Genomic DNA, 13,450 nt, shown 5'->3' with positions numbered 1-13,450 from the left:
AGGGGGTTTCTGAGTGCTCCCTCAGGGGGCCTTCGGCGGCTCCCAGACCCCGTCGGCGAAGAAACGGTCGATGGCGGCCCGGTAGGGGGTGGGGTCAAGGCCCCGCTCCGACACCCAGTCGTCGTTGTAGTAGCTGTGCTGGTACCTTTCGCCGCCGTCACAGATCAGGGTGACCACGCTGCCCCTGCGGCCCTCACGGAGCATCCTGGCGACCAGGTGCCACACGCCCCACAGGTTGGTGCCGGTCGAACCGCCCGCGCACCGGCCGGTGAGGTCGTTCAGGTGACGCATCGCGGCGATGCTCGCGGCGTCCGGCACCGGCATCATCAGGTCGATCACCGAGGGCACGAAACTCGGCTCCATGCGGGGGCGGCCGATGCCCTCGATCCTGGAGGGCATACCGGTGGCGTAGTCGGCGGCACCGGTCACCCAGCCGGGGAAGAACGCCGAGTTCTCCGGGTCCACCACGGCCAGGCGCGTGTGCAGGCGCCGGTAACGCAGGTAGCGCCCGATGGTCGCCGAGGTGCCGCCCGTGCCCGCGCCCACCACGACCCAGTCCGGGCAGGGGTGGCGCTCCATGGCGAGCTGCTCGAAGATCGACTCGGCGATGTTGTTGTTGCCCCGCCAGTCCGTGGCCCGCTCGGCGTAGGTGAATTGGTCCATGTAGTGACCGCCGGTCTCGGCGGCCAGGCGCTCGGCCTCGGTGTACATGTCCGGGGGGTTGTCCACGAAGTGGCAGCGGCCGCCGTAGCGCTCGATCAGCGCGATCTTCTCCGGGCTGGTCTTGCGCGGCACCACCGTGATGAAGTCCAGCCCGATCAACTGGGCGAAATAGGCCTCCGAGACCGCCGTGGAACCCGAACTGGCCTCCACGATCGTGGTGCCCTCGGTGATCCACCCGTTGGCCAGCCCGTACAGGAACAGTGACCGCGCCAGCCGGTGTTTCAGACTGCCGGTGGGGTGCACCGACTCGTCCTTGAGGTACAGGTCGATGCCCCATTCCGGGGGCAGCGGGAACACGTGCAGGTGGGTGTCGGCCGAACGGGTGTCGTCCGCGATCACCTTCCGGACGGCCTCGTCGGCCCAGGACCGGACGCTGTCGGAACATCGGTCGACCCAGGGGACCCCCGGGTCTGGACTGTCTGCGGTGGGAGCCATGCCTTGCAGGTTATCCGGCACTCGACCGGGCCGATCCCGACGATCCCGCCGGAGCGGACCGCTCCGCGCACACAAAGGGCCGGGTCACGGGGACCCGGCCTCGCGGCGGCGGTGGTCAGTCCAGGGAACCGCCGGTCATCACCGAGTACATGCGGCGGTAGGTGGCCGCCTCCTCGTGGCGGCTCTGCCGCTCCAGTGTGCGGGCCAGAGCGATATGCGCCCAGTTGTCCACCGGGTCGAGCTCGATGAGTTTGCGGAAGGTCGACTCTGCCTTGTTGAGCTGCGCGGACTGGAAATAGGCGCGCCCCAGCAGTTCCAACAGGGAACGGCTGCCCGGTTCGTTCTCCACGACGGGTTCCAGGGTGCGGGCGGCGTAGATGGGGTCGCCCAGCTCCAGGAACATACGGGCCTGGTTGAAGGTGTCGTAGGTGCTCTCTTCCACGGTGCTCCTCTCGACGGTGTCACACCGTCCCGGGTCTCAACGGTCACGGGGGTGATCGCATTCCCGGGGGATGGACGAGGCGGGTGTGGGGCCCGGGGGCGGGTGGTTCGACCACCCACAGGAGTGATCCCCGCGCCGGACCGCCACGACACCTTGACCGACGGAGCGGAGCCCGGATCAGAGGCCGGCCGGGGTGACCTTCCCGCTGTCCACGTCGTAGATCGCACCGGCCACCGGCAGGCCCTTGGGCAGCAGCGGGTGGTGCCTGATGCGCTCCAGGTCGTGCTTGAGCGCGCCCAACTGGTCGTTGTCGGTGTGGAACTCCAGGCTGCGGGTGTCCACCCCGTACTCGCTCATGATGAGGTCGTGCACGGCGTCGTCGTTCTCCACCGATGCCATCTTGCAGCGGGTGTGCGGCAGGACCAACACGCGTTCGACCCCCAGCAGGTACACGGCCAGGACCAGGGTGCGCAGGGTGTCGTCGGTGACCCGGGCGCCCGCGTTCCGCAGGATCTTCGCGTCACCCGGCTTCAGGCCGAGCATGTCCAGCGGTTCGATCCTGGAGTCCATACAGGTCACCAGGGCGAGGCCGCGTGCCGCCAGCGGCTTGAGACCGCCGAGTGAGAAGTCCTCGATGTACGCGGCGTTGGCGCCGAAGACGTCGTTGAAAGGCCCTGGGGGAGGGGTGGCGTCGGTGCTAGCGCTCACTTCGTGTAACTCCCTATGTCTGTCTCGGGTGCGCGGCGATGCCGTGCACACAGGTAAGCACACCCGTGTGCACGGCATGTTGCGCGAAACTCAGGCGCCCGACCCGGGAGCGGTGATCCCGGAGTCGGTCTGGCCGCTACCGACCGTGGCGATGGGACTCGTCAGAGCCTCCCCCGAGCCGTCCCTGCGCTCGGTCAGGTCCGGCAGCCGGACCTGCTTGCCGTCGGCCCGCGAAGCGCGGGCCGGGGCGCGTCCCACCCACGCGAACAGCAGGGTGTCCTCGCCCTTCAGGTAGCGGTGGCAGCGTACACCGCCGGTGGCCCGGCCCTTTGACGGGTAGGCGGCGAACGGGGTGACCTTGGCCGATCCGGACTGCGTGCCCTCCAGGGCGCTGCTGCTGCCCGAGACGGTCACCACGACCGAGTCCTCGGGACTGGAGACCGCGCCGAACCACAGCACGCGGGCCTCGTCGGACAGGCGCACCCCCGCTACACCGCCCGCCTGGCGGCCCTGCGGGCGGGTGGTGGCGGCCGAGAAGCGCAGCAGCTGCGCCTCGGAGGTGACGAAGACCAGGTCCTCCTCGCCGGTGGACAGCTGGGTGACGCCGATCACCCGGTCCTCGTCCTTGAGCGTGATGATCTCGAAGTCGTCCTTGTTGGGCGGGAAGTCTGGTGCGACGCGCTTGACCACACCGCCCACGGTGCCCACGGCGAATCCGGGGCCCGTGGCGTTCATGGACACCACCGACACCACGCGCTCACCCTCGTCGAGCTGGACGAACTCACCCACGTCCAACCCCGAGGCCAGGGGCGGGCGTTCCGGTTCGCCCTCGCCGTCCTCGGGGAGTTCGGGCAGCTCCACCACTGGGACGCGGATCATCCGGCCCAGGTCGGTGACGAACCCGATGTCCGAGCGCGAGGTGGTCGGGATCGAAACCTCGATCGCGTCGTGCGGGGCGCGCAGGCCCGCGTACACGCGCGGCGGGGTCGCGCCCTTGGTCCGGGCGATGCGGCCGTCCACGCCCAGCAGCACGTGGCAGGGCTGGTCGGCCATTTCCAGCGGGATCACCGCGGCGCGGGCCGCGCCGTCGGCCTCGCGCAGCTGGGTGCGGCGCGGGGTGGCGAACTTTTTGGAGACGTCGTTGAGCTCCTTGGAGACCACCCGGCGCAGCTTCTTGTCCGACTCCAGGATGGAAGTGAGCTCCTCGATCTCCTGGTTGAGCTTGTCCCGCTCGGTCTCCAGCTCCAGCCGGTCGAAGCGGGTCAGCCGGCGCAGCGGGGTGTCGAGGATGTAGCGCGCCTGGATCTCGGACAGCTCGTAGGCGGCCATGAGGGACTCACGGGCCATGGCGGTGTCGTCGGCCTCGCGGATGAGCGCGATGACGCGGTCGATGTCGAGCAGAGCGACGAGCAGCCCGGCGACCAGGTGCAGACGCTCCTGGCGCTTCTTGCGGCGGTGCTCGCTGCGGCGGCGGACCACCTCGAGGCGGTGGTTGACGTAGACCTCGAGCAGCTCGCGCAGGCCCAGGGTCTGCGGCTGGCCGTCGACCAGGGCCACGTTGTTGATGCCGAAGGACTCCTCCATCGGCGTGAGCCGGTAGAGCTCCTCCAGGACCGCCTCGGGGTTGAAGCCGTTCTTGAGCTCGATGACCAGGCGCAGGCCCTGGTTGCGGTCGGTCAGGTCCTTCAGGTCCGAGATGCCCTGGAGCTTCTTGGACTGCACCAGCTCCTTGATGCGGCTGATGACCTTCTCGGGGCCGACGCTGTAGGGCAGCTCGGTGATGACCAGGCCGGTGCGGCGCGCGGAGACCTTCTCGATGGCGACGGTGGCGCGGGTCTTGAAGGTGCCGCGGCCCTTGCGGTAGGCGTCGCGGATGCCGTCGAGGCCGACGATGCTGCCGCCGGTGGGCAGGTCGGGGCCGGGGACGAACTCGGTGAGCTCCTCCAGGGTGGCCTCGGGGTTGGCGATCAGGTGGCGGGCGGCCGCGATGACCTCGCCCAGGTTGTGCGGGGCCATGTTGGTGGCCATGCCCACGGCGATGCCGGAGGCGCCGTTGACCAGGAGGTTGGGGAAGGCCGCGGGAAGGACCTCGGGTTCGGTCTCCTGGCCGTCGTAGTTGGGCTTGAAATCGACGACGTCCTCTTCGATGGAGGACACGAGCAGCTCGGCGGCGCTGTCCAGACGGGCCTCGGTGTAGCGCATGGCCGCGGGCGCGTCGTCGCCGCCCAGCGAACCGAAGTTGCCGTGGCCGTCGACCAGGGGCACGCGCATGGCGAAGGACTGACTCAGCCGCACCAGGGCGTCGTAGATGGCGGAGTCGCCGTGGGGGTGGAGCCGACCCATCACCTCCCCGACGACACGGGCGCACTTGACGTGCCCGCGGTCGGGCCGCAGGCCCATCTCGTTCATCTGGTAGAGGATGCGCCGTTGGACCGGTTTCATACCGTCACGCGCGTCGGGCAGCGCGCGTTGGTAGATCACCGAGTACGCGTACTCCAGGAAGCTGCCGCGCATCTCCTCGGAGACGTCGATGTCGATGATCTTCTCGGCGAGATCCTCGGGGGGACGGGAAGTAGTACGGGCCATGTCCGTAATTCTGGCCTGTGCCAGAGACTGAAACGTACGGGGGCGCGTGGTTGGGCGTGTGTGAGTCGTGCGACTGGGGGGTTTCGCACGGTCTGTGGGGAGGGTTTTCCTCCCCGTGGCCAGACGGGGAAGAACGCCTCCGAGCGGTGGCGGGGCCGCTCGGAGGCGGCCCCGCCCAAGGGGAGGAAGCGGGGGCGCGTGGACGCGCTGACGGTCAGTCGGTGAAGGGAATGCCCAGTGTGGCGCCCTCCTGGCCGCCGACGCGGACCTGTGAGGCCTGGCCGCCCAGGGCGCTCCAGATCTCCACGCGCACGGATCCGCCGTCCAGGTCCGCGAATGATCCGTCGCTGGAACTCACTCCCTGAGCCTGGGTGTAGTTCTCCCAGCCGGGCAGGTCGTCGGTGGCGAAGTAGTGGTAGATCTCCTCCCGGTCGTGTGAGCCGTCACCGTCGAAGTCGAAGGAGACCCGCACCTGAACGGCGTTGCCGATCCCGTTTCCGGAGTCCACCGGCAGGGCGAAGGACGTGGAGCCGCCGGTGAAGGACCCGGTGAGGTCCTCGACTTCGAGCACCACGCTGTTCGAAGGCGGGGTGCCGTCGTGGTTCTGCCCGCTCGCGTCCGGCACCGTGATCGTGCTCTCGGTGCCGCTCGGGCTGGTGGAGAGCGCCGTGCCCGTCAGGTGGAGGGCGCCCTCGCCCACGTTGCCCTCACCCGGTCCGGGTCCGGGGTCCGGGTCGTCCCCGTTGCCGGGGTCGCCTCCGCCGCCCTCTCCCACGGTGGAGCCCAGGGATCCCGGCTCGACCTGGAGCGTTGTGCCGTCGGAGAAGGTGACCGTGAGCGGTGCCGAGCCCGGGTTGAAGGCCGTGTAGGCGCGTTCAGCGCCGTTGTCGAACACCGCGTAGTGGGCGGTGTCCGCGGTCACGGACACGTCCACGGTGCCGACCTCGGCGAGGGTGGAGACCCACTGGTAGGTGTGCGGCTTGGAGCCGCCCGCCTCGGGCTCGTAGGTGTCCCACTGCTCCTCGAACATCCGCAGGGCGTCCTCGCCGTCGGAGAGCGCACGGTGCGCCCAGTGGATGTCCCGCCAGATCTCGGGCTCCCCGCCGAGCTTGGCCACGAGTGACTCGTACATCGCACCGGCGTGCTCGGGGTCGTGTCCCAGGTACAGCGAGCCTGCGGTGATGGGCAGGTAGTTGATGCCGTAGTGCTCCTCGTGGCCGCCGTCCCACCAGATGCGGTAGTCGCCGCCGTCGCCCCAGACCATGCCGACGACGTCCTCGGGGTAGTCCTCCGGGAAGGTGTCCCCGCCCGCGTTCTGCCAGTAGCGGGCGACGGTGGAGGCCTGGGTGGTGTGCAGGTACACGCCGAGGTCGCGCAGCTCCTCGTCGCCGGTCAGCGCGCCGAAGTGGGCGGTGGCGGCGGCGAAGTGCATGCCCTCGGAGGAGGACTCCTGGTTGTTGCCCGCGGCGAACCCGGCGTGGCCGGAGGCCCAGCCGTGCCCGGCGTAGGGGGAGAAGGAGCGCAGGCGCGGGAACATGTCGCCGTCGGGGTCGGTTCCGGCCACGTCCTGGATGAGCAGGCGGATCATGCCGCCCCAGGCGTCCTCATCGGCCCAGTCGCGATCGTAGCGGGCGACAACGGCGGCGGCCGAGACGAAGTAGCCGTAGTGGAAGTCGTGGTCGTTGAGCTCGGTGGCGGCCCCGAAGCTGTCGGGGTAGCCGAGCATGGTGCCCCACTCGGTGTCGTAGTGGAACTGGCGGGTCCCGCCCGCGGTCAGCCAGTCCTCCAGACGGCCCTGGACCAGCGACAGGAGTTCGTCGCGGGCCTCGGTGTGGCCGATGGAGTCGGCGACGGGGATCAGCTGGGCCAGACGGCCCATAGCCTTGCCGTCCCAGTAGGTGTCACCGGGCTCGGGGAAGAGCTCCTCCCCGGCGAGGACCTCGTCGATCAGGGCGGCCATCCGGTCGTGGTCGGCGCTGTCGACAGTGGGCAGGCTGGGCATGATGCCCTGGGTGGTGAGCTCGGTGGTGAAGGAGGTGCCCTCGGACACCCGCATCTCACCGCGCGGCGAGGCGTAGGCGAGGTCGGTGAGATCGCCGCTGACATGTGCCCACTGGTGGGGGTAGAGCGCGGTGAGGGTGCCGGTCTCCTCGCCCTCCCTGGCCTCGGTCTGGAGCTGGTAGGTGCTGGTGAGGGTGGCCGCGGACTCGTCGTAGTCGTACTCCACGAGGGAGCCGGTGACGTGGGAGTGGGCGTAGGGGGCGAAGGCGTTCAGGTCCTCGGGCGAGGGCAGGACGGCCGCCGAGTAGTACCCGTCGTCCCCGGTGTCGGCGGTGAGCGTGTCACCGGAGACGGTCCAGGGGGAGCCCGAGGGCGAGAAGAGGGCATAGTGGCGGCCGTTGACGGTGGCGCCGACGGTGGAGCCGTCCTCGTGCCAGATGTCGGGGGAGCTTTGGAAGGTCACCTCGGCGGCGGCACCTCCGGTCTCGGCGTAGGCGAAGGGCAGGCCCTGGCCGATGGTGACGCGCAGCTGGGCCCCGCCGCCCTCCCAGTGCGCGGTGACCGTCCAGTCGCCGCTGTCGGCGGTGCGGGTGTCGGGGGAGTCCAGTCCGGCGGCGCCGAGGGTGAGGTCGGTGACGGCGGTGTACTCGTACTTGAGATCGTTGCCCACGAGCCGGTGGGAGTCGGGGTAGCCCATGTCGAGCCCGCCCGAGTGGGGGTTGAAGCTCAGGGGGTGGGCGAAGAGGTTCTCGCCATGCGGGTTGTCGGGGTAGCGCTGGAAGATCAGCGAAGACCACCACTCGTTGGTGGGAGCCGGGCCGGTGTGGTCGTCGGTCACCTTCGGGGAGACCGGGGCACCGTTGAGGTCGGAAGGGCCGGAGGTGCCTGCGGGGCGGGTGGTGGTGTAGCTGCCCGAGCCGATCGGCACCTCGGCGGAACTGTCGGCGGAGGCCGGGACAGCGCCCGTGCCGGTACCGGTGACCGCCAGGGTCGCACCGCCGACCACCAGGGCGGAGGCGGTGGCGAGCAGGCCCAGGGCGGTGCGGGTCCGGGGGCGTGCGTGCCCGGGGTCTGCTTGTGGGGACCCGTGGGGGGTCGGAGCGGGGGAGGGGCGGCCTCGTGGTTGTGCCATCGCTTGCCCTTCATGAGTCTTCAGGTGAACTACTCACATTCGGGAGCGCTCCCATGAAATGTGAGCTTTGACGCTGAGTGTTCAGGCGACTTCGCGAGAGCGCAATGGCACATATCTGGAAAGTTTCCATTCTGTTACCGAGATGGCCTTGGGGGAGAAAGTGGAACCGGGTGCCGAACCGTATTCGTGTTCCACCGGGGGCTATGGGTGCCCGCGGGACGCTCCGCCGTTCTTGTACCGCAGGCAGGGAGGGTCTGTGGATAACCGCACCGACCCCCGTCACCTCTGGTACCAAGGTTTCATGGCCACACCCATCCCGCCCGACGTCCCCGCCCCGGACACAGCAGCCGCCACCGACCCCGAGGCCCCCGCGCCCGATCCCGCGAACCCCGCCCCCGGTGCCACAGCCTCCACAGGCCCCGCAGACCCCACCGGCTCCCCGGAGTCCGCCAACGGACCTGCGGCCGATCCGACGGCCGAAACCCCGGCTGTCCGGCCCGGCGGACCTGCGCGCGAAGGCACCCGGGATCACTTGCGCGAACGCGCCGAGGAGCACCTGCGCGCCCTCGCCGGGGAGTCCGCACGCCTGCGCGAGGATCAGTGGACCGCCATCCACGCCCTGGTCGCGGACCGGCGGCGGGCCCTGGTCGTGCAGCGCACCGGCTGGGGCAAGTCGGCGGTCTACTTCGTGGCCACCGCCCTGCGCCGCGCCGAGGGTGCGGGCCCCACCGTCATCGTCTCCCCGCTGCTGGCGCTGATGCGCAACCAGATCGCCGCCGCCGAGCGCGCGGGCATCCGCGCCCGCACCATCAACAGCTCCAACACCACCGCCTGGGAATCCACCTACGCCGAGGTCTCCCAGGGCCTGGTGGACGTACTCCTGGTCAGCCCCGAGCGGCTCAACAACCCCGAGTTCCGCGACCGCGTCCTGCCCAAACTTGCCGCCGGGGCGGGCCTGGTCGTCATCGACGAGGCCCACTGCGTCTCCGACTGGGGCCACGACTTCCGCCCGGACTACCGCCGCATCCGCTCCCTGCTGCACGACCTGCCCGACGGGGTCCCAGTCCTGGCCACCACCGCCACCGCTAACGAACGCGTCACCCACGACGTTGCCGAACAGCTTCAGGCCGGGGCCGACCGCGCCGACACCCTGGTCCTGCGCGGCAGCCTGGAACGCGAGAGCCTCAGCCTGGGCGTGGCCGAACTGCCCGACCCCACCGCCCGGCTCAGCTGGCTGGCCGAACACCTGCCCGAGATCCCGGGTTCGGGCATCGTGTACACGCTCACCGTCAGCGCAGCCCTGGAGACCGCCCGCTTCCTCGGTGAACAGGGCCTGGAGGTGCTGCCCTACACCGGGCAGACCGACCCCGACGAGCGCAGACTGGCCGAGGACGCCCTGCTCGGCAACCGGGTCAAGGCACTCGTGGCTACCAGCGCCCTGGGCATGGGCTTTGACAAACCGGACCTGGGCTTCGTCATCCACCTGGGCGCCCCGCAGTCCCCGATCTCCTACTACCAGCAGGTCGGCCGCGCGGGCCGCGGTGTGGAGCGGGCAGAAGTGGTGCTCCTGCCCGGCCGGGAGGACGTGCAGATCTGGGAGTACTTCGCGGGGCTGTCCTTCCCGCCGGAGGACACCGTCCGCCAGACCCTCCAGGCCCTGGCCGAGGCCGACAAACCCCTGTCCACCGCCAACCTGGAGACCCGGGTGGACCTGCGCCGCACCCGCCTGGAGCAGATGCTCAAGGTGCTGGACGTGGACGGGGCGGTGCGCCGGGTGCGCGGCGGCTGGAGCGCCACCGGCCGGCCCTGGACCTACGACGCCGAACGCTACGCCGCCGTCAGCGCGGCCCGCGAGCGCGAACAGCGCGCCATGCTCGACTACATCGCCGCCGACACCTGCCGGATGGAGTTCCTCCGCCAGCAGCTGGACGACCCCGAGGCGGTGGCCTGCGGGCGCTGTGACGTGTGCACCGGCCGCTACTGGTCCACCGAGGTCGACTCCGGGCGCCGCAAGGCCGCCGCCGACCACCTGGACCGGCCGGGCACCCCCATCACCCCGCGCCGCCAGTGGCCCACCGGCATGAACACCCTCGGGGTGAACCTGTCCGGCAAGATCCCGGAGAACCTGCGTGCGGGGGAGGGGCGTGCCCTGGCCCGCCTCACCGACGTCGGCTGGGGCACCGAACTGCGCCGCGTCCTCGCCGAGGACGCACCGGACGCCCCCGTGGACGAGCGGCTCCTTCAGGGCGTGGTGCGCGTGCTGGCAGCCTGGGGATGGGAGAACCGCCCGGTCGGCGTGGTCGCGATGCCCTCTCTCACCCGGCCGACCCTGGTCGGCGACCTCGCCGCGCGCATCGCCGAACTCGGCCGCCTGACCCCGCTCGGCTCGCTTTCCTACCGGAGCGGGAACGGACCGGGCCCGCGCCGTCACAACAGCGCCATGCGCCTGGGCCAGGTGTATTCGGAACTGGTGGCCGGTGCGGACCTGGAGGCCCGGCTGGCCGAGCTCCAGGGACAGCGTCCGGGCCCGGTCCTGCTGGTGGACGACCTCGCCGACACCGGATGGAGCCTGACCGTCGGCGCCGCCCTGCTCCGCAGAGCGGGCGCCCCGCAGGTCCTACCCCTCACCCTGGCTACCATCGGCGGCTGACGCGCACACGGCGGGGCCGCCACACTTCACATGGATGCTGTCAGCGAATCCGGGCCGGGGTCCGGGCTGTGTGTGCGGTCCCCGTTTCCCGTCGCTCGATGGTTGCCGTCTGCGCTGCGCGCGTCAAGGTCGTCGCCGTCGGAGCGCTTCGCGCGGTGGGGGCGCTCCACCTTGACCCGCTTCGCTGCGACGGCGGTTGGCGGCTGTCGGGAAACGGGGGAGGTGGGGTCGGGGTGGTAGACGGGCCCCCAAAGGGGCCCAACGGGCCCAACAGCAACGGCAACGACCTCGGCCTTCGGCCGGTGCCTTCCCCAGCCCTGAGCCCACCGGTTGAACGTGTCGCGGCCGGTCATTCGCCCGGACGGAAAAGCGGCAGCGAAGGCCCCGGTCTACCCAGGCCTGCGCAGATCGGATCGCGTGTCGCGGCCGGTCATGCGTGCCATCGGATACGCGGTGGTGAGGATGGGGTTCAGCGCTGTGGTGTCAGCTCTGGGGAAGCCGGGGTGTCCGTAACCCGCGCCTGGGGTTGTCCGCTGCTTCCGAAACCCCCTCACCCCCGGTGATCTTGCTACCAGAAGCAAGTTCGGCGCTGATTTCGCTTCTGGTAGCAAGATCATCTTTGAAACAGGGGCCGAAACCGGGCCTGGGGGCCTGGCAGGCCGCTGGTGGTGTTCGCTGGCACGGGTGACCGGCCGCGACACGGCCCGCCAGTCCGCGTAGAGGTGAGGAACCTGCTGCCGTCGATGCCGCCGTTCGTCGCCCTCCTTGACCGGCCGCGACACGTTCAGGCGTTGGGCTCCGGGGTGGGGAGAGGACCGGCCGAAGGCCGAGGTTGTTGCTGTTGGGCCCCTTTGGGGGCCCGTTGGCCACCCCGGACCACTCCTGCCCCGTTTCCCGATAGCCGCCAACCGCCGGCGCAGCGAAGCGGGTCAAGGTGGAGCTCCCCCACCGCGCGAAGCGCAATGCCGTTTAGTTAAGGGACAGGCTGAGCTGTCAACCCCGAACTCGCCCACCGTGGCGCCAGGGTGTAACGGCCTCGAGCGATCCGTTGCAGGAACCCTTCCTGGACCCACACGCCCATCTGCGTGGCCAGACTCCGGTAATGGGGATAACCCAAAGCCCGAGCCACCTCGATCGGGCTCCAACCTCGGTCTGGACCAGAACCCAACAGGCGCATCGTGCGCTCCTTGGACCCACCAGGGCGGATTCCAGGTGCCAGCGGTTGAGCTGCGGACTGTTTGGGGCCCACCACGGCCCCAGGCGCAGGGGCCAAGATCTCCAACTCCACTTTCTGCACCTGGTGGGTGGCGAGCGGCCGCTCGGGATCGGCGTAGCCGTAACGCAACTGAGGACACTTGACCTTGCGCGAGCTGATCCGAGCACGGCGGGCCGGGAGCAGGTTGTCCAACACCGCCTGAACGATGCTTCCGCCCCGGCCGGGATCGTCATCGTCGGGCAGCACCTGCTGGGCAGTGATGACCTGACATCGGGCGGTGTTCAGGGCAGTGGTGAACCCAGCCCGATCGGCGTGGGTGCCCGGCCGGGACTCCACCGCCTCGACCATGGCCATGCGCAGCGCTTGGTAGAGCGCCAACAGGGCCCACACCTCCTGCTCCAGGCCGGCCGGGTCCTGGGAGCGCAACACGCGACGGTTCAGCAGGGTGTGTCGTAGGGAGTAGAAGGCCGATTCGATCTCCCAGCGTTCGTGGTAGAGGGCCAGCAGCTGTGGGGCGGGGTCGGTGCGGTGGTCGAGCAGGGTGGTGGCCAGCCGGTACACGCCCCTGGCCTGCTGCCCGTCCTGGGTGGTGGCGGTGATGCGGGCTTCGATGACGCGGAGTTTGAGCCCGTCCAGGTGGGTGAGGTAGGAGCCGTCCGGTAGCAGGGTTTCCACCCGGGGGCGGCGGCGTGGGTGCAAACGGATCAGGAGTTGGGCTCCGGTGGTGGCGAGCTCGCCCAGGAAGGTGTTGCCTTGGTAGGCCTGGTCGGCCAGGACCAGCATCTGGGGGGTGAGCCGGTCGAGCAGGGTGCGGGCCTGGTCGGGTTCGCCGCTGGGGGCGCGGGTCAGGGTGGCGCCCAGCAGGGAGCGGGTGCCGGTCTCGCACAGGGTGGTGATCTGCAGGCGGGGGTAGCCTTCCACGCCTTGCTGGTAGTGGATTTTGCGGAGCCAGGTGAGGTTGCGTTCGCTGTCAGGGGCTTTGATCGAGTGGCAGGCGTCAAAGGCCACGGTGCGCCAGTGCCGGTAGCGGGTGCCGGGGATCGCGGGTTGGGCCAAAGGAACCGCGAGGGTCTCGAAGAGGGTTTTGAACGGGCCGGCTCCCAAACGTCGGCGTAGGTGGCTGAGGGCGGATTGGCTGGGGCGGGGCACGGGTAGGCCGTGCAGGCCTGCGACGAGGGTGTCCCAGACGCGGGCGTATCCCAGGTGGGGGAACAGGGTGAGGGCGAGCACGAAGTAGACGCCGACCCGTGAGGGCAGGCGGCGTAGTCGTTGTTGCTGGGTGCGGGTGTGTTCCAGGGCGGCGTCGATGAGGTCGAAGGGGAGGTAGCGGGTGAGCTCGCCCAGGTGGCCGGGGGCGTAGATTCCAGCGGCCACGGTGATCGTGCGGGTGGCAGAGGTTGTGGTGGTGGCATACTGGTCGGGCAACGGGGCCTCCGGGCGCAGGTGGATCTTGGTCGATTTCCTGCTTCTATCGGAGGTCCCGTTCTTTGTGCTGGGTGGTTGCGGGTGGTGTTACAGGCTTGACATCTGGCCTGAAGCGCTAACTAAACGGCATTG

At 69.9% G+C, this 13,450-nt stretch carries 7 protein-coding genes; 1 reads left to right on the top strand and 6 read right to left on the bottom strand.

Features of this window, described 5'->3' with window-relative positions:
- Window positions 1-21: 21 nt before the first annotated feature.
- The 5 genes from D457_RS0124830 to D457_RS0124810 form a co-directional block, all read right to left on the bottom strand.
- Window positions 22-1,158, bottom strand: coding sequence for an L-cysteine desulfhydrase Cds1 (locus D457_RS0124830; RefSeq protein ID WP_017583385.1), 1,137 nt, complete (start codon window positions 1,156-1,158; stop codon window positions 22-24).
- Between the two features lie 115 nt (window positions 1,159-1,273).
- Window positions 1,274-1,600, bottom strand: coding sequence for a tetratricopeptide repeat protein (locus D457_RS0124825; protein WP_017583384.1), 327 nt, complete (start codon window positions 1,598-1,600; stop codon window positions 1,274-1,276).
- 177 nt (window positions 1,601-1,777) lie between these two features.
- Window positions 1,778-2,308, bottom strand: coding sequence for a beta-class carbonic anhydrase (locus D457_RS0124820; RefSeq protein WP_017583383.1), 531 nt, complete (start codon window positions 2,306-2,308; stop codon window positions 1,778-1,780).
- Between the two features lie 90 nt (window positions 2,309-2,398).
- Entirely contained in the window at window positions 2,399-4,894 is a 2,496-nt protein-coding gene (locus tag D457_RS0124815) for a DNA gyrase/topoisomerase IV subunit A (protein WP_017583382.1), read from the bottom strand.
- 214 nt (window positions 4,895-5,108) lie between these two features.
- Window positions 5,109-8,027 (bottom strand): glycosyl hydrolase, encoded by a 2,919-nt coding sequence (locus D457_RS0124810; protein WP_017583381.1) that lies wholly within the window; start codon window positions 8,025-8,027, stop codon window positions 5,109-5,111.
- Between the two features lie 301 nt (window positions 8,028-8,328).
- On the opposite strand from D457_RS0124810, the gene D457_RS0124805 reads away from it, so the two are divergent.
- Window positions 8,329-10,677: a RecQ family ATP-dependent DNA helicase gene (locus D457_RS0124805; RefSeq protein ID WP_239646214.1), complete on the top strand. Its 2,349-nt coding sequence runs from the start codon at window positions 8,329-8,331 to the stop codon at window positions 10,675-10,677.
- Between the two features lie 973 nt (window positions 10,678-11,650).
- Here the strand turns inward: D457_RS0124805 and D457_RS33325 are convergent.
- Window positions 11,651-13,318, bottom strand: coding sequence for an IS4 family transposase (locus D457_RS33325; RefSeq protein WP_017583379.1), 1,668 nt, complete (start codon window positions 13,316-13,318; stop codon window positions 11,651-11,653).
- Window positions 13,319-13,450 lie beyond the last annotated feature (132 nt).

Source organism: Nocardiopsis valliformis DSM 45023 (assembly GCF_000340985.1).
In the GTDB taxonomy this organism is placed as follows: Bacteria; Actinomycetota; Actinomycetes; order Streptosporangiales; family Streptosporangiaceae; genus Nocardiopsis; species Nocardiopsis exhalans.
The sequence above is the reverse complement of the archived record's forward strand: the minus strand, read 5'-3'. Positions and strand labels throughout refer to the sequence as shown.

Bases quoted from the DNA above. Each gene is read 5' to 3' on its own strand.
- D457_RS0124805 (WP_239646214.1), top strand. From the start codon at position 8,329: ATGGCCACACCCATCCCGCCCGACGTCCCCGCCCCGGACACAGCAGCC.
- D457_RS0124810 (WP_017583381.1), bottom strand. From the start codon at position 8,027: ATGGCACAACCACGAGGCCGCCCCTCCCCCGCTCCGACCCCCCACGGG.
- D457_RS0124815 (WP_017583382.1), bottom strand. From the start codon at position 4,894: ATGGCCCGTACTACTTCCCGTCCCCCCGAGGATCTCGCCGAGAAGATC.
- D457_RS0124830 (WP_017583385.1), bottom strand. From the start codon at position 1,158: ATGGCTCCCACCGCAGACAGTCCAGACCCGGGGGTCCCCTGGGTCGAC.